The sequence below is a fragment of the Flavobacterium notoginsengisoli genome (assembly GCF_042686225.1).
GTDB lineage: Bacteria > Bacteroidota > Bacteroidia > Flavobacteriales > Flavobacteriaceae > Flavobacterium > Flavobacterium notoginsengisoli.
Genome location: NZ_JBHUOT010000001.1, coordinates 524,310 through 545,774, shown reverse-complemented (window position 1 = coordinate 545,774; position 21,465 = coordinate 524,310). Strand labels below are relative to the sequence as shown.

General features: G+C 33.8%; 20 protein-coding genes. 13 read left to right on the top strand and 7 right to left on the bottom strand.

The annotated features are described in order from the left end of the window. The first annotated feature begins 38 nt into the window (after positions 1 to 38). The 10 genes from ACFS3A_RS02205 (at position 39) to ACFS3A_RS02160 (ending at position 9,627) form a co-directional block, all read left to right on the top strand. The gene (locus ACFS3A_RS02205) at positions 39 to 1,043 is read left to right on the top strand and encodes a DHH family phosphoesterase (RefSeq protein ID WP_379823696.1); all 1,005 of its coding nucleotides are present in this window, start codon (positions 39 to 41) and stop codon (positions 1,041 to 1,043) included. A gap of 7 nt (positions 1,044 to 1,050) precedes the next feature. Beyond that, the gene (gene gldI / locus ACFS3A_RS02200) at positions 1,051 to 1,707 is read left to right on the top strand and encodes a gliding motility-associated peptidyl-prolyl isomerase GldI (RefSeq protein ID WP_379823694.1); all 657 of its coding nucleotides are present in this window, start codon (positions 1,051 to 1,053) and stop codon (positions 1,705 to 1,707) included. Positions 1,708 to 1,722: 15 nt separating this feature from the next. Then, the gene (locus ACFS3A_RS02195) at positions 1,723 to 2,802 is read left to right on the top strand and encodes a peptidylprolyl isomerase (protein WP_379823692.1); all 1,080 of its coding nucleotides are present in this window, start codon (positions 1,723 to 1,725) and stop codon (positions 2,800 to 2,802) included. 37 nt (positions 2,803 to 2,839) lie between these two features. Continuing rightward, complete coding sequence (locus ACFS3A_RS02190; protein ID WP_379823691.1) at positions 2,840 to 3,982, top strand: peptidylprolyl isomerase; 1,143 nt, start codon at positions 2,840 to 2,842, stop codon at positions 3,980 to 3,982. Positions 3,983 to 4,196: 214 nt separating this feature from the next. Beyond that, the gene (locus ACFS3A_RS02185) at positions 4,197 to 5,096 is read left to right on the top strand and encodes an EamA family transporter (protein WP_379823690.1); all 900 of its coding nucleotides are present in this window, start codon (positions 4,197 to 4,199) and stop codon (positions 5,094 to 5,096) included. 87 nt (positions 5,097 to 5,183) lie between these two features. Continuing rightward, a complete protein-coding gene (locus tag ACFS3A_RS02180; protein WP_379823689.1) occupies positions 5,184 to 5,540 on the top strand; it encodes a DoxX family protein in 357 nt (118 codons plus the stop codon). A gap of 28 nt (positions 5,541 to 5,568) precedes the next feature. Then, complete coding sequence (aqpZ, locus tag ACFS3A_RS02175) at positions 5,569 to 6,291, top strand: aquaporin Z (protein ID WP_379823687.1); 723 nt, start codon at positions 5,569 to 5,571, stop codon at positions 6,289 to 6,291. Positions 6,292 to 6,431: 140 nt separating this feature from the next. Further along, positions 6,432 to 7,259 (top strand): sterol desaturase family protein, encoded by an 828-nt coding sequence (locus ACFS3A_RS02170; RefSeq protein ID WP_379823686.1) that lies wholly within the window; start codon positions 6,432 to 6,434, stop codon positions 7,257 to 7,259. Positions 7,260 to 7,380: 121 nt separating this feature from the next. Then, the gene (locus ACFS3A_RS02165; protein WP_379823685.1) at positions 7,381 to 7,659 is read left to right on the top strand and encodes a DUF2805 domain-containing protein; all 279 of its coding nucleotides are present in this window, start codon (positions 7,381 to 7,383) and stop codon (positions 7,657 to 7,659) included. 111 nt (positions 7,660 to 7,770) lie between these two features. Continuing rightward, positions 7,771 to 9,627 (top strand): M61 family metallopeptidase, encoded by a 1,857-nt coding sequence (locus tag ACFS3A_RS02160; RefSeq protein ID WP_379823684.1) that lies wholly within the window; start codon positions 7,771 to 7,773, stop codon positions 9,625 to 9,627. A 56-nt stretch (positions 9,628 to 9,683) separates the two neighbouring features. On the opposite strand, the gene ACFS3A_RS02155 is transcribed toward ACFS3A_RS02160, so the two are convergent. From ACFS3A_RS02155 to ACFS3A_RS02145, 3 genes are all read right to left on the bottom strand, one after another. Beyond that, the gene (locus ACFS3A_RS02155) at positions 9,684 to 10,127 is read right to left on the bottom strand and encodes a hypothetical protein (protein WP_379823682.1); all 444 of its coding nucleotides are present in this window, start codon (positions 10,125 to 10,127) and stop codon (positions 9,684 to 9,686) included. A gap of 139 nt (positions 10,128 to 10,266) precedes the next feature. Beyond that, a complete protein-coding gene (locus ACFS3A_RS02150) occupies positions 10,267 to 10,629 on the bottom strand; it encodes a hypothetical protein (protein ID WP_379823681.1) in 363 nt (120 codons plus the stop codon). A 27-nt stretch (positions 10,630 to 10,656) separates the two neighbouring features. Further along, positions 10,657 to 12,990, bottom strand: coding sequence for a GH92 family glycosyl hydrolase (locus ACFS3A_RS02145; protein ID WP_379823679.1), 2,334 nt, complete (start codon positions 12,988 to 12,990; stop codon positions 10,657 to 10,659). A gap of 129 nt (positions 12,991 to 13,119) precedes the next feature. Here ACFS3A_RS02145 and ACFS3A_RS02140 point away from each other — a divergent pair, with 129 nt between their 5' ends. Beyond that, a complete protein-coding gene (locus tag ACFS3A_RS02140; protein WP_379823678.1) occupies positions 13,120 to 13,743 on the top strand; it encodes a M949_RS01915 family surface polysaccharide biosynthesis protein in 624 nt (207 codons plus the stop codon). A 59-nt stretch (positions 13,744 to 13,802) separates the two neighbouring features. Here the strand turns inward: ACFS3A_RS02140 and ACFS3A_RS02135 are convergent, their stop codons facing one another. The 3 genes from ACFS3A_RS02135 to ACFS3A_RS02125 all read right to left on the bottom strand — a co-directional run bounded on the left by ACFS3A_RS02135 (position 13,803) and on the right by ACFS3A_RS02125 (position 18,018). Continuing rightward, complete coding sequence (locus tag ACFS3A_RS02135) at positions 13,803 to 14,159, bottom strand: hypothetical protein (protein WP_379823676.1); 357 nt, start codon at positions 14,157 to 14,159, stop codon at positions 13,803 to 13,805. An 88-nt stretch (positions 14,160 to 14,247) separates the two neighbouring features. Next, positions 14,248 to 15,426, bottom strand: a complete 1,179-nt coding sequence (locus ACFS3A_RS02130; protein WP_379823674.1) for an AIR synthase related protein — start codon at positions 15,424 to 15,426, stop codon at positions 14,248 to 14,250. Between the two features lie 402 nt (positions 15,427 to 15,828). Continuing rightward, positions 15,829 to 18,018, bottom strand: coding sequence for a glutamine synthetase III family protein (locus ACFS3A_RS02125; RefSeq protein ID WP_379823672.1), 2,190 nt, complete (start codon positions 18,016 to 18,018; stop codon positions 15,829 to 15,831). A gap of 428 nt (positions 18,019 to 18,446) precedes the next feature. Here ACFS3A_RS02125 and ACFS3A_RS02120 point away from each other — a divergent pair, with 428 nt between their 5' ends. Together ACFS3A_RS02120 and ACFS3A_RS02115 are read left to right on the top strand one after the other, a co-directional pair. Further along, complete coding sequence (locus ACFS3A_RS02120) at positions 18,447 to 19,463, top strand: glutamine synthetase beta-grasp domain-containing protein (RefSeq protein ID WP_229352532.1); 1,017 nt, start codon at positions 18,447 to 18,449, stop codon at positions 19,461 to 19,463. Positions 19,464 to 19,865: 402 nt separating this feature from the next. Beyond that, entirely contained in the window at positions 19,866 to 20,837 is a 972-nt protein-coding gene (locus ACFS3A_RS02115) for a TerC family protein (protein WP_379823669.1), read from the top strand. Between the two features lie 73 nt (positions 20,838 to 20,910). On the opposite strand, the gene ACFS3A_RS02110 is transcribed toward ACFS3A_RS02115, so the two are convergent. After that, positions 20,911 to 21,420: a hypothetical protein gene (locus ACFS3A_RS02110; protein ID WP_379823667.1), complete on the bottom strand. Its 510-nt coding sequence runs from the start codon at positions 21,418 to 21,420 to the stop codon at positions 20,911 to 20,913. Positions 21,421 to 21,465 lie beyond the last annotated feature (45 nt).

The following is a 21,465-nucleotide window of genomic DNA, read 5'->3' as shown; positions in this document are numbered from 1 at the left end:
TTTCAGCATTACATTAAAAAAATGTAAATTCGCAAACTATGAAAATACAAGATATTCAAGCGATTCAGTTATTACTCGCAACCCCAAAGAAAATTGTCATCATTCCGCACAGAGGACCAGATGGCGATGCGATGGGCTCTACATTAGGCTTATACCATTTCTTAATAAAAAACAATCATCAGGCAACTGTTATAGCTCCAAATGATTTTCCTAATTTTCTCGCCTGGCTTCCAGGTTCAGAAACAGTTAAAATATTTGAAAAAGACACTGAAAACTGTACCAGAATTTTAGAAGAAGCGGAGTTAATTTTTACACTGGACTTTAATGCCTTTCATCGTACAGGTGAAATGGAGCATACACTAAAAAAGCTTACAGCTCCGTTTATAATGATTGATCATCATCAAAAACCGGATGATTATGCCGCTTATATGTATTCTGACACCTCATTCGGATCCACTTGCGAAATGGTTTATAACTTTATCAATTTCTTAAACAAAAAAGAAGATATCGACAAAACCATTGCCACTTGTATTTACACTGGAATCTTAACTGATTCGGGTTCATTCCGTTTTCCGGGGACAACAGGAAATACACATCGAATTATAGCCGAATTGATTGATCTTGGAGTTGAAAACACACAGATTCCGGTATTGTTATACGACAACAGTTCTTTCAGCAGATTACAATTATTAGGTTGTGCTTTGCAAAACATGAAGATTTTTGAAGAGCATAAAACTTCTTACACTACACTAACACAAGAAGAACTGGATTCGTTTAATTATGTGAAAGGAGATACTGAAGGAATTGTTAATTATGGTTTAAGTATAAAAGATATTGTTTTTACTGCTATTTTTATCGAAAATAAAGACGAAGGTATTATCAAGATTTCATTTCGATCACAAGGAGGTTTTGATGTAAATCAGTTTTCAAGAGATCATTTTAATGGCGGAGGGCACAGCAATGCAGCCGGCGGAAGATCTGAAACTTCGATGGAAGAAACAGTTAAGAAATTTGAAGATTTAGTAACAAAACTAAAATTATAGCCCTATCATGAACAACCTAAAACTTACTATTTACAGCTTATTTTTTGCTGTTCTGCTCATCAGCTGTAAGCATCCTGAGGAAGCCAGAAGACCTATTTCAAGAGCTTCGGGAACATTCATGAAAAAATCTGCTGACCGTAATAAAAAATTAGTGGCTAATGAAGAAGAAGTCATTAAAAAAATCATCAAAAGCAATCCGAAGGTAAAATATTACGCTACTCCAAAAGGATATTGGTTTAATTACGAAGAAAGAAACGAAACAGAAACTGCAGCACCAAGAAAAGGTGATATCGCTTACTTTAATATGGAAGTAAAAAATATAAAAGGCAACATTATTTACTCTGATTCTGATCTTGGACCGCAAACCTATTATGTAGACAAACAAGATATCATGATGGGACTACGCGACGGAATTAAAAGAATGCATAAAAATGAGACTGTAACTTTCTTATTCCCATCACACAGCGCTTATGGCTATCATGGAGACAATAAAAAAATTGGTCCAAACGAATCTCTAATCGTTACAGTTACACTTAGGAATTTTGTTCCAGATCCAGCGGCACAAACAGCAACTGCGAGTACTAAAACTCCCAAAACTGCAACACCAAAACCTGCAGCGTCAAAGCCTGCGACTCCAGCAAAAAAAGACACATTAACTCAATAAAAACAATATCTTAAAATGAAAAAGATTATTTTATTATTACTAATTGCCATTAGTTCATTTTATTCTTGCAAAGACGATCACAGCAATCTTCCAGATGGTTTATACGCTGACATCGAAACTAACAAAGGTCACATCATTGTAGAATTAGATTATAAAAAAGCTCCAATCACTGTAGCAAATTTTGTAACCCTTGCTGAAGGCAAAAACGAATTTGTAACACACGAAAACCTAAAAAAGAAACCTTTTTTTGATGGTTTAAAATTCCACAGAGTTATCGAAAATTTCATGATTCAAACTGGTGATCCATTAGGAACTGGTTCAGGAGATACAGGATATAAATTTAAAGACGAGTTTTCAGATTTAAAATTTGACAAGGCCGGTGTTTTGGCAATGGCAAACAATGGCCCTGGAACCAATAGCAGTCAATTTTTTATTACACATGTTGAAACGCCATGGTTAGACAACAAACATACTATTTTTGGTCATGTTGTAGATCAAAAAACACAGGATGTAGTAAACAAAGTAGTTCAGGGTGATAACATTGTTGCTGTAACTATCATCAGAAACGGAGAAGCAGCTAAAAAATTTGATGCTGTAAAAGTATTCCATGATTACTTCGTTGATATCGCAAAAGAGCAAAGTAAATATGCTGCTGTTCAAAAAGAAAAAGTTGCTTATTATGCTTCTGCAAAAGCAAAAGCCACTAAAACAGCAAGCGGTTTACAATATGTAATTACTGAAAAAAGTTCTGGTCAAAAACCTGCTACCGGAAAACAAGTATATGTTGCTTATGCCGGTTTTCTGGAAGACGGAACTTTATTTGATACCAGCATTGAAGATATTGCAAAACAGTTTGGTAAATTTGATCCTGCAAGAGCGGAAGCTAAAGCATATAGCCCAATTCCATTTACAGCAGGAAGTAAAACTGGTTTAATACCAGGATTTATTGAAGGTCTTGAGCAGCTTTCTTTTGGAGATAAAGCGATTCTTTTCATTCCATCTCATTTAGCTTACGGAGAAACTGGAGCCGGAGGTGGTGTAATTCCACCAAATGCTAATATTATTTTCGAAGTTCAATTATTGGAAAAACCATAAAAAAGACTAGTAATCACAGACTTAAATCTGAAAAGTAATGAAGTTTAAATTCTTATTTTTATTCTGCTTAGCAGTAGTAAATATTCAGGCACAAACAAAAAAGCCAGCCGCAAAACCTGCAGCTAAAGCAAAAACTACTACAGCTGCAAAACCTGCAGCGAAACCAAATACAAATTCTGGAGACGGGATTTTTGCTACAATTTCTACTTCAAAGGGAGATATTGTAGTTTCATTAGAATACACAAAAGCTCCTGTAACAGTAGCAAATTTTATCACTTTGGCTGAAGGAAAAAACCCTTACGTAAAAGTGGAGCGCTTAAAAGGAAAACCATTTTATGATGGTTTAAAATTCCACAGAGTTATTAACGACTTTATGATTCAGGGTGGGGATCCTCAGGGAAATGGTTCCGGAGATCCTGGTTATTCCTTTAAAGATGAATTTGTAGCGGAACTGAAATTTGAAAAAGGCGGTGTTTTAGCAATGGCCAATTCTGGTCCCGCAACAAACGGAAGCCAGTTTTTTATCACTCATAAAGATACTCCATGGTTAAACGGAAAACACACAATTTTCGGACACGTAGTTTCCGGAATGGACAATGTAAATAAAATTGTTCAGGACGATATCATGACCAAAATCACAATTACACGCAAAGGTGCAGCAGCAAAAAAATTCGATGCTGTAAAAGTTTTTAGTGATGAAATGAAACAAGGAGACCTGAAAAAAGAAGAAGCTAAAAAAGTAGTGGCACAAAAAGCAGCTTATTTTACAGCAACGAAAGCAAAAGCAACTACAACTGCTTCCGGTTTAAAATATATTATCACTCAAAAAGGGACCGGAGTTAAAGGCGCTGAAGGATCAACTATCTATTTCCACTATGCCGGATATTTTGAAGATGGAACTCTTTTTGACAGTAGTATTGCCGGAGTAGCAAAAGCTTACGGAAAATATGATGCCAACAGAGATGCACAAGGCGGATACAAAGCATTTCCTTTTACAGTAGGCAAAAAAGACGGAATGATTCCTGGTTTTATCGAAGCGCTTGATATGATGACAGACGGCGAAAAAGCTATTTTCTTCCTCCCTTCAAATTTAGCTTATGGTGAAAAAGGTGCTGGTGGTGTAATTCCTCCAAATGCTACTTTGGTTTTTGAAATTGAAACTTATCAAAAGCAACCCTAATAACTTAAAAAATAGAAATTATAATTTTCTTTATAAATACAAAAAGTCATCAAAAAACAAATTTGATGGCTTTTTATATTTTAGAGAATTCACAATTCAGCGCTTTCAAATTCAATTTTATTACTAATAAATCAATACTCTCAACATAGTACGATAGAATCTTAAATAAAATAGCTTACCTTTGCCGGCTTAAAATTTTTAAAACAAATAAATTATGACGTCGCAAAACAATGTATTAAAAGGTGTTTTTCTGGTTGCTTTAGGTGCAACAACATACGGAATGCTGGCTACTTTTGTAAAAATAGCTTATTCTGAAGGATATACCACTGCAGAAGTTACGACCTCTCAATTTATTTATGGCATTACAGGTATTCTTTTAATCAATCTTTTTCAGAGAATAAAAAATAAAAAGGAAGTTGTAAAAGCTACCCCTAAAAATATTTTCAGTTTAATGCTTGCCGGAACTTCACTAGGAATGACGAGTCTTTTTTACTATCTCGCAGTAAAGTATATTCCTGTTTCTATCGGAATCGTTTTATTAATGCAGACAGTCTGGATGGGAGTTTTGCTCGAAATGATTTTAGAAAAAAAACTACCTTCCAAACAAAAAGTCATTGCTGTATTTATTGTGCTTTTCGGAACTGTTTTAGCCACAAATATCATGAAAAATGAGATTACATTAGACTGGCGTGGTTTGGTTTGGGGAATACTGGCAGCAGCCTCTTTTACCACAACTATGTTTACTGCCAATCGTGTGGCTACTGAAATTTCTTCTGCTCAAAGAAGTCTTTATATGCTTTTGGGTGGTTCCATAATCGTTTTTTCATTTGCGTTGGCAACTCAGGAAACAGCCTTCAATCTTCAAATTTTCCTAAAATGGGGAATTGTACTCTCTTTATTCGGTACAATTATCCCTCCAATGCTTATGAATATTGGTTTTCCTTTAACCGGAATTGGTCTGGGCAGCATTGTTTCAGCTTTAGAATTACCTGTTTCTGTTATGATGGCTTTTGTCCTTTTAAATGAAAAAGTAATCTTCTCTCAATGGGTTGGAATTATCTTAATTATTCTTGCCATAATTATTATGAATGTAAATTTCAAGTCGAAAAAATAATCCAAAATAAACATTATTAAAAAAAGCCACTCTGTAATGCAATAATTGTTAATTTTTTTATAAATTCGTGATAAACAATTAAATATCATGATTTTACCCTGGCATCTATATTTAATGGCTTTGCTTTATATATTGGCAGGTATTAATCATTTTAGAAAACCCGGAATGTATATCAAAATCATTCCACCCGCATTTAAGAACCCCAAATTAATAAATATTTTAATTGGAGCTGCCGAAATAATTTTAGGCATCCTCCTCACCCTGCCTTTTACGAGAAGTTTTGCTGCCTGGGGAATTATAGCTTTACTAATAGCTGTATTTCCAGCAAATGTGTACATGCTTCAAAACAAAAAAGCAGGTTTTGGTTTACCAAGATGGATTTTATCTGTACGTTTGCCCTTACAAATTGTTTTGATTTATTGGGCTTACCAATATATATTCTAACATTCATTAACCATTAAATTATTTTATTATGAAAAAATTATTTGCTGAGTTTTTCGGAACTTACTGGCTTGTTTTTGGAGGCTGTGGAAGTGCCTTATTTGCTGCCGGTTATCCGGAACTAGGAATCGGTTTTGCTGGTGTTGCACTTTCTTTTGGTCTCACAGTAGTGGCAATGGCTTATGCCGTCGGACACATTTCCGGAGGACATTTTAATCCCGCAGTTTCTTTTGGATTATGGGCAGGAGGAAAATTTCCGGTTAAAGATCTTATTCCATATATAATAGCTCAATGTATTGGAGCTATAGCTGCAGCTGGTACATTGTATACTATTGCATCCGGAAAAGCTGGTTTCGCTATTGACAATACTAAAGCCGGAGCATTTGCATCAAATGGTTTTGGAGCGTTTTCTCCCGATGGCTATTCTCTACAAGCTGCTTTTATTGCAGAATTTGTTCTCACTTTGTTCTTTATTTTAATTATTCTTGGTGCAACAGACAAATTTGCTAATAGTAATTTTTGCGGTATTGCGATTGGTTTAACACTGACTGTAATTCATTTGGTTAGTATCCCAATTACCAATACTTCTGTAAATCCTGCAAGATCGCTTTCTCAGGCAGTTTTTGCGGGAGGTGAACCATTATCTCAAGTCTGGCTTTTTTGGGCAGCTCCAATTTTGGGTGCAATCGTGGCAGGATTTATCTATAAAAATCTACTAAAGCAAGAGGGTGAACCCGAAAAAATAGTTCTATAAATATTAGTTCATAATAATTATAAATTACTGTATAATTTATTTCAAAAGAGAAAATCAGATATATTTATATTTGATTTTCTCTTTTTTTTTGGATAAAATCGAAAAGAAAAATAGTGTTTCAACTAAAAATATTAGTATTTATGAACGAAATTATTTCTTACTTCAGTACAATTCCATCCACTCATAGAAGCTTGATTCTTGTTGGCGGCATCACCATTTTTTGGCTAATTGAAAACTCTTTTCCTTTATTCAAAATGCAGTACAAGAAATGGCCGCATGCTGGAATAAATTTCTTCTTTACCTTCACTACCATTATAGTCAATTTCATTTTGGCCTTTATTCTGATCAAAACAGCCGAATGGACAATCGAACATCATTTTGGGCTTTTACAATGGATTTCTCCAATACCAATCTGGCTTTACGCTATAGTAGGATTATTGCTTCTCGATTTAATTGGTGCTTATCTAGCGCATTATGTCGAACATAAATTCAAATATTTGTGGCAGTTTCACTTAGTGCATCATACAGATACTTGGATTGATACTACAACAGCCAATAGACATCATCCCGGCGAAAGTGTTATTCGCTTTGTATTTACAACTATTGGAGTTTTAATCGTTGGTGCACCAATGTGGATGGTTTTTCTTTATCAGTCATTATCAGTAGTGGCTTCACAGTTTAATCATGCTAATATTTCGCTTCCTGAAAAACTAGATACTCTTCTAAGTTATTTTATTGTTTCTCCAAATATGCACAAAGTCCATCACCATTATGTGCTGCCTTATACAGATAGTAATTATGGGAATATCTTCTCTGTTTGGGACAGACTTTTTGGAACTTTTACTTCATTGCCTAAAGAACAGCTTGTTTATGGCGTAGACACTCACATGAAGCCTGAAGAAAATAATGAATTGAAGAATCTGTTAAAAATACCATTTCAAAAATCACGATCTTTCAAAAACAGTTAAAATCAGTAAAAAAATTAGACTCTACTGAACCAACATATTATTTTTTTTTTTAATATTGATACAGAAATTGAAAATCAATCTATTAATAATTAACACCCTATTTTGAATTAATTTTCACGAGATGAAAAAGAGTAGCCGCAAAGAATTGACTTACGAACAAACAGAGAAACTTGTATCGTTAGCTTTAGAAGAAAGAAATCCATTTGAAATTATAAAAAAAGAATTTGGATTAGCCGAAAAAGAAGTCTTGGAAATCATGAAGAAGAAAATGCCTCTTGAAAAATTTGAGATGTGGAAAAAGAAGGCAGTTGCAAATAAACCAAAACCAAAACCAATAAAAATAGATGATTTTGATGAAAATTTGGATGGAAAGTATTATATAAAAAATAAATTTGACTAAGATTTAAAGCTCTTGTTTTTCAGGAGCTTTTTTTATTTTTTAATTTAATGTAATTTTTTAGTAACTTTTCGATACTTTTTGTGACAAATAAAATTAACTAAACATATACAAATGAAGAAAATACTTTACACCTTAGCTCTGGCGGTGACCTTTTGGAGCTGTAAAACAGGTAGCACCGGCTCCGCTGAAAGCAATACGGTAGAAGTGAACATTAATTTAACTGACGTAAAAGACGATAAAGTTTTAGTAACTGTAACTCCTCCAGCCATTAAAACAGACGAAATTGTTTACAGCATTCCTAAAACTGTTCCCGGTACTTATTCTACAGATAATTACGGGAAATACTCTGAAGATTTCAAAGCATTTGATGCCAAAGGAAACGCTCTGACAGTAAAAAGAATTGACGACAATTCATGGTCAATCTCAAATGCAAAAACATTAAAAAAAATCACTTATTTAGTAAACGATACATTCGATACTGAAAAAGGCACTGGGTTTGGAAATGATGATATTTTCTCTCCTGCGGGAACAAACATTGATGCCGGCAAAAACTTCATGGTAAACACACATGGTTTTGTTGGATATTTTCAGGATAAACTAGATGTTCCGTACAAAGTTACCATTACGCATCCTGAAACACTTTGGGGAGCAACTTCAATGACAGACGAAGATGCAAGCAATACAACTGACGTATTTAAAACTCCTCGTTATGCGGTTTTAGTGGAAAATCCAATTATGTATTCTAAACCGGACTACACTACATTTAATGTAAACGGAATGGATATTTTGATTGCTGTTTATTCTCCAACAGGAAAATATACCGCAGAAAGCATCACGCCAGAGATGAAAACGATGATGACTGCTCAAAAAAACTTCCTTGGACCAGTAAATGCTACTAAAAAATACAGTGTTTTAGTGTATTTATCTAGTATGGCAAAAGACGATGCACATGGTTTTGGAGCTTTAGAACATCCAACTGCAACAACTGTAGTTTTACCGGAATCTATGCCTAAAGAAAAACTGGTAGAAACAATGAAAGATGTGGTTTCTCACGAATTCTTCCATATCGTAACGCCACTAACTATTCACTCAAAAGAAATTCAGTTTTTTGATTATAATGCACCAAAAATGTCTGAGCATTTATGGATGTATGAAGGAGTTACAGAATATTTTGCAAACCTTTTCCAAATCAATCAGGGTTTAATTGATGAAGCTGAATTCTATACTCGTATTGCTGATAAAATTGAGCAGGCTAAACAATTAAATGATACGATGTCATTTACTGTTATGAGTAAAAACGTATTGGAACAGCCTTATAAAGATCAATACTTAAATGTGTATCAAAAAGGAGCTTTAATTGGGATGTGTATTGATATCATAATCAGAGAGAAAAGCAACGGACAAAGAGGTATTTTGGATTTAATGCACAAATTATCTAACGAATACGGTGTTGAAAAACCATTTAATGATGATGAACTTTTTGCAAAAATCACTTCCTTAACTTATCCTGAAGTGGGCGAATTCTTAAACAAATACGTTGCAGGAACCACCCCAATTCCTTACGACTTCTACTTAGCTAAAGTTGGTGTAGCAAAATCTACTGAGAAAAAAGCCGGAAATCCTTTTATTAAAGGACAAGTTCCAAACATTACGATAGACAAAGCAACCAAAGAAATTGCTGTTCGTCCTGAGTCTGAATCAATTGAATTTTTCAAAAACCTGAACTTAAAAGCTGGCGATAAAATTTTAACTGTAAACAACAAATCATACAATTTAGACAACATCTATGATTTGATTACAGAAAGTGAAAACTGGAAAGAAAACGATCCGATCACTTTGAAAATTAAACGTGGTACAAAAGAAGAAACGATTAAAGGAACCGTAAAATTACCATACGAAGAAGCAGAAACTTTTAAAGCTACAGATGCTTCAAAAGAGAAACTTAAAAATGCATGGTTAAAAGGATAATTTCTTTTAAAAACATAAAAAAAACCGACAAGTGATTGTCGGTTTTTTTTATGTGCTTATTTCTTCACGGGAAATTTCCAGTCGAATTCATCTTTATCATTGATGATTGCTCCAATTTCAAATTTCACAACCTCATCAAATTCTGTTTGAAGGATAAACCAATTGTCTTCGTTAAAGTAATTTTCGAAAGTATCAAAAGTTTCCTGATTGTATTTTGTAATTCCTTTTGCGGCAAAATCTTTCTTTACATCAGCAATTTTTCTTCCAATTAATTTGAATCCGAAAACTTCCAGATTATTGCCTGAAGCTACAATATAACCTAATTTAAAATCTTCTTCCTGATAGAAAGTCAATCGCGCTTTGAGCGCATTGTACACAAAAATTACGTTTTCGTCTTCGTCTTTATAATTTTTATCAGGTTTTCCTAAAGCTGCCGTTACATCATTCTGCTTCATTCCGAAAAGCAATTTATCAATTCCTGATTTTAAATTTATTTTCATATTTACTTGTCTTTATTTGAAGTGCAAATTTCGTAAAGTTTTTTGTTTTTTTGCCACGAATTCACAAATTATACTAATTTACAATTCTTAAGAAACCTAACAGGTTTTAAAAACCTGTTAGGTTTGTCATATTTATTTTTCACGTTATACGGCCTACTTTTTTTGCAACAATTATATAATCTTCCGATTCCACAAAATCAATAGCTTCTAATATTGTTTTTTTAATAGAATCTCTTTCTTTTACATTAATCCCCGCCCCAAATTCAGCAATTTTAATTTCTAAAAGTAGTTGTCTTTCTAAGGGAGACCGAATTTCAACTTCTTTTTTATCCAACAAAAAACTACCTGGAGCTCGTCTATCAGGGTTTCTTATTCCTTTCTCCAATATCATTTTTTGAACAAACTCAACCTCATAAAAATTTGAAGAACCTTTTTTCATTTTTAATGTAATAGTTCCTCCATCCATCCAAAATAGTACATCTTCAATTATAATATTCTCCATTTTAAAAGCTTTTAATCAAGTCAAAAATTAATATCCTTTTTTGTTAGGTTTCCCACTCATATAAAACGTAATCTTTCCACCATTCATCAAATCTGCATGTTTTAAAAATGGTCTGTCTAAAGGTTTTCCATTCAGCATAACTTTACTCACAAATACATTTTTATCGGATTGGTTTACTGTTTCGACTTCAAAAGTTTTTCCATTTTCTAAATTAAAAATACCTTTTTTAACTAACGGACTTCCCAATGCATATTCATCAGAACCTGGCGCAACGGGATAGAATCCTAAACTGCTGAAAATATACCAGGCGCTCATTTGACCAAAATCATCATTTCCTCCTAAACCATCTGCTCCATTTCGATACATTTTTTTCAAAATCATTCTGATTTTATCTTGTGCTTTCCAGGGAGAATCTGTCCAATTGTACAGATAAACTACATGATGAGAAGGTTCATTTCCGTGAACATAATTCCCAATGATTCCGTCTCTTGTTATATCTTCTGTATTTTCAAAATATTTATCCGGAAGATGCATATTGAATAAGGAATCTAAACGAACTTTAAACTGATCGTTTCCTCCCATCATTTTAATCATTTCTGATGGATTATGAGGAACATACAAACTGTAATTCCATGAGTTTCCTTCTATAAAACCTTGTCCGTGTGTATCCAGCGGATCAAACTCTTTTTTGAAAGTTCCATCAGCTAGTTTTGGACGCATAAAACCGGTTTTCCCGTCGTAAACATTTTTATAATTTTCAGATCTTTTAATGAATTCATTATAAATATCCATTTTTCCAAGTTTCTTTGCCGCTTGCGCAATCGCCCAGTCATCATAAGCATATTCTAAAGTTTTAGAAACCGAAGCTCCGTTTTTATCTTCTGGAACGTAACCTTGTTTCATATAATATTCTAATCCATCGTAATACGGAACTTTTGCAGTATTGACACAAGCCTGAAGCGCTTTCTCTGCATCAAAACTGATATTGTCTTTTACAATAGCATCTGCTACAACCGAAACCGAATGATAGCCAATCATGCACCAGTTTTCATTGGCATAATGCGACCAGATTGGCAGCATTTTATGAACACTCTGATCGGAATGTGCCAACATCGAACTTACCATATCTGCATTTCGTTTTGGCTGTACAATGTTAAAAAACGGATGCAAAGCGCGATATGTATCCCAAAGCGAATAACTGGTATAATTCGTAAAGTTTTCTGCTTTATGAACATTCATATCCAAACCTTTATAGTTTCGATCTAAATCCATGTATTCGGTCGGTCCAAGAAAGGCGTGATACATTGCGGTATAAAAATTAACCAGATCTCCTTTTTGAATGGTTTCTACCTGAATTTTATTCAGTTCATTGTTCCAGGTTTCCTGACTTTGTTTTTTTACTTTTTCGAAATCCCAATCCGGAGTTTCTTTTTTCATGTTTTCCAAAGCTCCTGCAGAACTAACAGGAGATAAAGCCATTTTTATCTTGATTTTTTCTCCTTCATTAGTATCAAAATCAAAAAATAATTTTAAGTTTTGTCCTGCCATTTCAGGAAAATTTTTGGTTTGATCAAATCTTCCCCAAAAACCTCTGTAGACACTTTTTTCCTGTGCCGCTTGTCCATAGCTTTTTATTGGTTTACTGAAAGACATAGCAAAATAAACAGTACGAGTCCTAGCCCATCCATTGGTCTGACGATATCCTGTAATCAAAGTATCATTTTCTACTCTTACGAAAGTCCAAACGTTCTTTTTATCATAATTGTAAATCCCGGACGTCAAATCAAGAATAATATGTGCTTCATCAGACTTTGGAAATGTATATTGATGCATTCCAACGCGGGTTGTAGCTGTCAATTCTGCTTTAATTTTATGATCTTCTAAAAAAACACTATAATAGGCAGGTTCTGCTTTTTCTGTTGCATGCGAAAATGCCGATCTGTAACCTGAGAAAGGTTTTGAAGCAACGCCCGGATTTAACTGCAATTTCCCCATTGTTGGCATGATTAAAAAATCACCTAAATCGGAATGTCCTGTTCCACTAAAATGGGTGTGGCTGAAACCAACAATCGTCTTGTCTTCATATTGATATCCTGCACAATATTTATAAACTTCGCCATTATATTTTCCGTTTAAGCTGTAAGCAATCGTATCGGTTTCAGGACTTAACTGCACGCTTCCAAAAGGAACGGTTGCGCCTGGATAAGTATGCCCCATTCTGGCCGTTCCGATCATAGGATCAACATATTGAATCAGGTTTCGTTTTTCATTTATTTTCTGCTGTGCGTTTATCACAGGAGTAAAACCAAACATCAAAAGAGATATTCCAAAAAGAAAATTTCTGCGGTTAATTGTAATCATTTTATCGTTATTCTTATTTTTTGTTTTAATCTAGAAAAGTACGATAAAAACTGTTTTTAAAAAACATATATTTAATGCTGCTCAAAAGGTTTTAAATATCTTTGATATATTAAAAGTATAATCTTAAAAATGAAAAAGTATATTTTACTTCTGTTGTCTTTGTATTCTACTATTATTTTTTCTCAAAAAACAGAAAGCCGTAAACTCACCAAACAAGAAATTCATGAAATAGAACTTGAAAATACAATTAATTTTCCTATTTACAGCGCTTTTGAATATCAGGATAAAGGAGGTGTTTTTGAATTGGTCTTAGGCGAAAATCAAAAAGTTATTTCTAAAAAAGATACTTTAAACACCAAAATACAAGCCGTTTGCGTGGTTAATGATCACGGAGGATTTTTAGAAAAATGGAGGATTAATGATTTATTAGAAGAGTACGATCCGAAAGAAACGAATATCTGGTTTTGGACAAAATACTGCAGTACCAAAGATCTTGACGGAGATGGTTATATTGATCCTGTTATTGTGTATGGAAGCAAAACGGAATATGGTGAAATAAGACGTGTAAAAATTATTACAGTTTACAAAAACAAGAAATATGTTATTCGCGCAGTCGAATGTGACTTAGATTATTGCAGAAGCTTCAAAAAAGATCAAAACTGGAATACACTTCCACAGAAAATCAAAACGTACATTGATCTGTTAGTAGTAAAACTTAGAAAAGAACAGAATTTGATTTTGAAAGACGGATAGGTTAAATTCCAAATTTAAAAATTTCAAAAAACTTGAAACCTGAAACCTGAAACAAAAAACTACTCACTCATTTCATCATAACGTTCCGGAACCTGCGGATCGTACAGCGGACATTTAAATTCTTCCATGATATCTACCAGTTTATTCATGGTTTTCCCTTCTGTTCCGTAACAGTCAATTTTTATGCTTTGCGGAGTTGTGATAACCTGAAACGCCCCTTTCCCTTTTGGATTTTTCCAGCTGTCTTCGTCTACTCTTTCCCAGTCTGAAAAAACAGAATTGATTCGGTTTACGATTACTTCAATTTGAAGAACGGCCAGACCATCCACTTCTTGTTTTTCAACAAGTGCTTCATAAACTTCCTGATTGTTCAGATAAATTTCGTCCAGATATTTCCAAAAAAGTAATTCGTACATATAAATTGTTTTTATAAATTGTAGAGACGCACCGCAGTGCGTCTAAAATGTAGAAAGACGCACTGCGGTGCGTCTCTACATAAAAAAATTAATATTCAAATTTTCCGTATTCGCTGGTAATAGTAAGTTTTTTAGAATCTGAAGCCTCTACTCTACCTACAATCTGTGCATCAACATTGAATGATTTTGAAATTTCAATAATATCTTGTGCGATGTTTTCCGGAACATATAATTCCATTCTGTGACCACAGTTAAAAACCTGATACATTTCTTTCCAGTCTGTTTTGGATTGTTCCTGAATCAATTTGAATAATGGTGGAACCGGAAATAAATTATCTTTTATTACATGAAGGTCTTTTACAAAATGAAGAATTTTTGTTTGTGCTCCTCCACTGCAATGCACCATTCCGTGAATTTCTTTCGAAGTATATTTATCTAAAATTTTCTTGATAATTGGTGCGTAAGTTCTGGTTGGAGAAAGTACCAACTGTCCAGCATTAATTGGACTGTTTTCAACTTCATCCGTTAAATTTACCTGTCCCGAATAAATTAATTCTTCCGGAACGGCAGCATCATAACTTTCCGGATATTTTTTAGCTAAATATTTACCAAAAACATCATGACGTGCTGATGTTAATCCGTTGCTTCCCATTCCTCCGTTATACCCTTTTTCGTAAGTTGCCTGCCCGAAAGAGGCTAAACCTACAATTACATCACCCGCTTTAATGTTTGCATTATCTACAACATCAGAACGTTTCATACGAGCAGTTACCGTAGAATCTACAATAATAGTACGCACTACATCTCCAACGTCTGCCGTTTCTCCACCAGTTGAATGAATCGTAACACCAAACGATTTTAATTCGTTGATTAATTCTTCTGTTCCGTTGATGATTGCTGAGATAACTTCAGCAGGAATTAAGTTTTTGTTTCTACCGATAGTTGAAGAAAGCAGAATATTATCGGTTGCGCCAACACATAATAAATCGTCAATATTCATGATTAAGGCATCCTGAGCAATTCCTTTCCAAACCGAAAGATCTCCGGTTTCTTTCCAGTACATATAAGCCAAAGATGATTTTGTTCCGGCTCCGTCTGCATGCATAATCAAGCAATGCTCTGCATCTTGTGTTAAATAATCGGGAACAATTTTACAGAAAGCCTGTGGAAATAAACCTTTGTCAATATTTTTAATGGCGTTGTGTACGTCTTCTTTTGATGCCGAAACACCTCTTTGTGCGTACCTTTTGCTAGAATCTGAACTCATGAAAATTAGTTTGTGTTGATGTGGTGCAAAGATAATCCCTTTTTTTAATTCTTTTATTGATTCAAAAAAAAATCGGCAGAAGTTTCTATTCCGCCGATTTCCCTAAATAAAATTGGTTATGAAGCTTTTGGCTTGCTATTTTTATCCCTTCAGAATTTACCAGAAAAGATTGATTTAGTCTCAAAATCTTATCCAAAATTAGAAAACTTATCCAAATGACCGCAAAGCGAAAACACATATTTTCAATATTTTAGCATCTTTTCGACGAACTGTAGGACTATCCCGATGAACTCCGAAGACAAAACAAAATATAACAGAAAAAGACTCCCTATTTTTAATTTTATGTTAAATAAAAAAAGCCTGTCTTTTTAGAGACAGGCTTCAATAAAATATTCGTAGAAATTATTTTGTGAATAATAGCTCTCTGTATTTAGTTAATGTCCAGCTTTCATCATCTACTAATAATTCTAATTTATCACAGTGATTACGGATTTCATCAAAATAAGGTTTCACCTTATTACAATAAGCTTCTGCCATTTTTTGCGCATCTGTCAACTGATTGGCTTTTTTTCTTTCGTTTGTCATTGCTAACACTTTAGAATTGATTCCTTCAATATGACCAGAGATTTCTTTTATTAAAACAATCTGTTCTCTCGCAATCGTTTCAAATTCTTTTCCAAAGATTTCTTTTAATCCTTTTACATTTTCAATTAATGTATTTTGGTAACGAATTGCCGTCGGAATTACATGGTTTCTGGAAATATCACCTAAGACTCTTCCTTCAATCTGGATTTTCTTAGTGTATTCTTCCAATTCAATTTCGTAACGTGCTTCAGCTTCAACATGGTTAAAGATTCCCAATTCAGCAAATAAGTCTAAAGCTTGTTTAGAAACCTTAGCTTTAATCGCTTCAGGAGTTGTTTTAAAGTTACTTAAACCTCTTTTTGCCGCTTCTTTTTCCCAAGCTTCACTGTAACCGTCTCCTTCAAAAAGGATTTTTTTAGATTGTTTGATGTATTCTCTTAAAACATTAAAAATAGCATCATCTTTTTTCATGTCTTTAGTCTCAATCAGTTTTTCTACTTCATTCTTAAAGTCGATTAACTGTTTGGCTACAATCGCATTCAAAGTTGTCATCGCATTCGAACAGTTTGAGTTTGAACCAACAGCTCTGAATTCCCATTTATTTCCTGTAAAAGCAAAAGGAGAAGTTCTGTTTCTGTCTGTATTATCTAATAAAACGTCTGGAATTTTTCCAACTACATTTAATTTAAGATCAGTTTTTTCTTCAGGAGATAATTTTCCTGTTGTTACACTTTCTAATTCAGACAAAACTTTTGTCAACTGAGCTCCAATAAAAACAGACATAATTGCCGGTGGCGCTTCGTTTGCTCCTAATCTATGATCGTTACTTGCTGTCGCAATAGAAGCTCTTAATAAAGTTTCGTTGTCATTAACTGCTTTAATTGTATTAATGAAAAAAGTCAAAAACTGTAAATTACTCATTGGTGTTTTACTAGGACTCAACAAGTTAACTCCTGTATCTGTTGCCAATGACCAGTTATTATGTTTTCCGGAACCATTTACACCTTTGAATGGTTTTTCGTGAAATAAAACTTTAAAATCGTGGCGTTCTGCAACTCTCTGCATTACATCCATTAATAAAGAGTTATGATCTACGGCTAAATTCGTTTCTTCAAAAATTGGTGCCAGCTCAAACTGATTTGGCGCAACCTCATTGTGACGCGTTTTTACCGGAATTCCTAACAACATACATTCCTGCTCTAAATCTCTCATATAAGTAAGCGCACGAGTTGGAATTGATCCAAAATAATGATCGTCTAACTGTTGTCCTTTAGCTGATGTATGTCCTAATAATGTTCTTCCCGTCATCATTAAATCAGGGCGTGAATTGGCCAAAGCTTTATCGATCAAAAAATATTCCTGTTCCCAGCCTAAAGTTGCAGTTACTTTTTTTACATTTTTATCAAAATAACGACAAACTTCTGTAGCCGCTTCGTCAATGGCAGACAATGCTCTTAATAAAGGTATTTTATTATCTAAAGCTTCACCAGTGTAAGCAATAAAAACAGTCGGAATACATAAAGTGGTACCATATATAAAGGCTGGAGATGTTGGATCCCAAGCGGTATATCCTCTCGCTTCAAATGTATTTCTGATTCCTCCATTCGGGAAACTTGATGCATCCGGTTCCTGTTGCACCAATTGTGCGCCTCCAAATTTCTCAACAGGATCGCTTCCATCATAAGAAGTTTCAAAAAAAGCATCGTGTTTTTCTGCAGTTGTTCCTGTTAAAGGCTGAAACCAGTGTGTATAATGCGTAACTCCTTTGGCAAGAGCCCATTCTTTCATTCCCATGGCAATATAATCTGCCAGCTTTCTGTCTATTTTAGTTCCGTGCTGAATAGCATCTCTAACACCTTTAAAGGCATCAGAAGTTAAGTATTGCTTCATTGCTTTTTCATTAAACACATTTGAACCAAATAGACTAGACTTTCTGTCGATTTCTTCAAAATGTACCGGCTTTCTGTTTGAAGCTTCTTTTAGGGCTTGGAAACGTAATGTTGACATGATTATAATTTTAAAAATTCGTATTATTTTTCATATAAAAAATGATCTGCAAATATAAACAAATAAAGTAGTCGTTTTTAACTTCAAAGTGAGATTTTTGTAAAAGGATTTTTCAATAGAACCCCCTTTTTTTAAAGAATAATGAAGAGGTTGTAAAGAAATATAACAAAATACCCTAATAGTATTCATTAAATAAACATTTTTTCATAATTACTTAACCTTAAAATTCAAAAACAGCTCATTTTTTTTACGAATTTACATTTTTAAGCCAAACAAAATTGCTTTTTTAAAAATATACCCCTCACAAAATTGCGCTTCTCTAAAAAATAGTACTTCACAAAACAAAATAGCCCCCTAATTTTTAGGACTAAAAAAATAAATCTATATTTGACCCAGCGAAAAAACAAAAAAAATAAATTTATATTATTATGGCTAAAATTAAGTTAGAGTACATTTGGTTAGATGGATATGAACCAACTCAAAATCTTAGAAGTAAAACTAAAGTTGAAGAGCACGAAAATTTCAAAGGAACATTAGAAGAACTTGGAAATTGGTCATTTGATGGTTCGTCAACTAAACAAGCTGAAGGTGGTTCTTCTGACTGTCTTTTAGTTCCTGTTGCAATTTATCCGGATCCAACTCGTATCAATGGATACTTAGTTATGTCTGAAGTTATGTATGCTGACGGAACACCACACCCTTCTAACGGAAGAGCTACAATTGATGATGATAATGATGATTTTTGGTTTGGTTTCGAACAAGAGTATTTCATCATGGATACTAAAACTCAACTTCCACTTGGTTTCCCAGTTGGAGGATACCCTGCTCCACAAGGGATGTACTACTGTTCAGTAGGTGGAAAAAACACACACGGTAGAAAATTAGTTGAAGAACACGCTGATTTATGTATCGCTGCAGGAATCAACTTTGAAGGTATCAACCAAGAGGTTGCTTGCGGACAATGGGAATTCCAATTATTCGCTAAAGGTGCTAAAAAAGCCGGAGATGAAATCTGGGTTGCTCGTTACTTATTAGACCGTTTGACTGAGAAATATGGTTACTATATCGAATACCACCCAAAACCTCTGGGAGATACAGACTGGAATGGTTCTGGAATGCATGCTAACTTCTCTAACGAAGTATTAAGAACATGTGGAGACCAGGCAACTTACGAAAGAATTTGCGAAGCTTTCCGTCCTGTTACTGCTGAGCACATCGCAGTTTACGGAGCTTACAACGACCAACGTTTAACTGGTAAACACGAAACTGCTTCTATCCACGATTTCTCTTATGGAGTTTCAGACAGAGGATGTTCTATCAGAATTCCTTTAATGACTGTTCAAAAAGGATGGAAAGGATGGTTGGAAGACAGAAGACCAGCTTCAAACGGAGATCCATACAAAATTGCTGCTAGAATTATCAAAACTGTTAAATCAGCGCTATAATTTTAAGTTTACAATATATTTACAAAAGTGCCAGCATTCATTGTTGGCACTTTTTTTATGCATTGTTAAACCAAGCCCGACCGCACTGTTTGTCATTCCTGAGGAACGAGGGCACGAGCGATAGCGAACTGGCGAAGCAATCACACTGGAAACTCTACAGAGAATGTCACCAATCTGTATCGAATCCCGAGTGCGATTCCTCGTTCCCCGGAATGACAAAATTAAGAGTGACATTTAACAAACTTAACAACAGAATAACTCCAAACTTTCTCCAAAAAAATCTCATAACTCTATAACAATTAACATTTTACAATTAACAAACATTACTTAATTTTAAAAGTAAATTTAATTTTTAAGTTAAAGTTCAAAACTTATCTTTGTATATCATTAAAAAAAACAATTATGATAGTCTGGTCACTCTTTTTACTTGCTGTAATTTTTATTCTTGCTTTAGACCTTGGTGTCTTCAACAAAACACCACATATTATTAGTACTAAAGAAGCCAGCAAATGGACTTTGGTTTGGGTTACTTTATCTTTCCTTTTTTCAGGAGTAATTTATTGGCTGTACACTACGGATTATATTGATAATCCTGATAATTTAAAGCCAGCAGTCGCTTCAATGAAATTTATAACGGGTTATTTAATTGAACTTTCTTTAAGCGTTGATAACATTTTCGTGATTGCTATTATTTTTGCTTCGTTTAAAATTCCGCAAAAATACCAGCACCGTGTATTATTCTGGGGAATTCTGGGAGCCATAGTTTTCCGCGGCTTAATGATTTTCTTTGGTGTAATGTTGATTAACAAATTTACCTGGACCACTTATGTTTTTGGTTTATTCCTGATATTTACCGCTGTAAAAATGCTTTTTTCCGGCGAAGAAGAAGATTTTCACCCAAAAGATTCTTTTGTCTACAAAACATTAGGAAAAGTGATGCCGATTACATCAGAAATGGATGGAGAAAAGTTTTTCATTTCAACCCAAACTGCAAAAAAAGCCGCTACTCCATTATTTGTCGCTTTAATTGTTATTGAAGTAATGGACGTTTTATTTGCTGTAGACAGTGTTCCGGCAATTCTTGCTATAACCAAAGATCCTTTTTTAGTATTCAGTTCTAATATTTTTGCTATTCTTGGATTACGTTCTATGTATTTCTTCTTAGCCAATATGCTGGCAAAATTCAGTTATTTAGAATACAGCCTGGTCGCGATTTTAGCTTTTGTGGGACTAAAAATGCTATTACATGATTTCTTCCACGTTCCGGAATGGGCTTCTTTAGGATTTATTGCTTTATCGCTTTTAGTTGGAATCTTGGTTTCTCTTAAATTTGGAGAAGAAAAGGTTTTAAATGATTCTTCAAGCGAAGAATAATTATTCTTTAAAACATATAATCATAAAAAAAGGAAATCTATTACGATTTCCTTTTTTTATGATATTAATTAAATTATAATTTAACTCTTTTCACATTACTATCATTAATATTGTATTTCTTAATAACCGCATGATAATTCGAATAATCTTCTTTTACAACTGATTTACCTGTATTAGAAAAACCTCCTGGCACAATAACAATTCTAAAAACTTGGTTTTGAGTCCAATCAGATGACAAATTTCCTAATGGAAAATCAGCTCCTAAAAATATATTAATTCTATTAATTGTAAAATCATAGTTAAAATCTAATGCTCCACCATCATCCATATAATAAGTTTGAGGTATCAATCTCCAAACATCGTTACCTCCCGAAACAGTATACAAATGATAAACCAATACAACGTCACTTTCAAAAATTGGTGGAGTTAAAGGAATAGTTACTGAATAACCATTTGGATTAAAATCTACCTCTCTCTCAAAAACCTCACTAATTGTATCATAATCAATATCATCATCATTATTCGAGCAACTCGAAAACGCCATCATTCCAACAACAGCGAATAGTGTAAGTATCTTTTTCATAACTTTTATTTTTTTAAGGATTATACTATAAAGGTATTCCAAAAA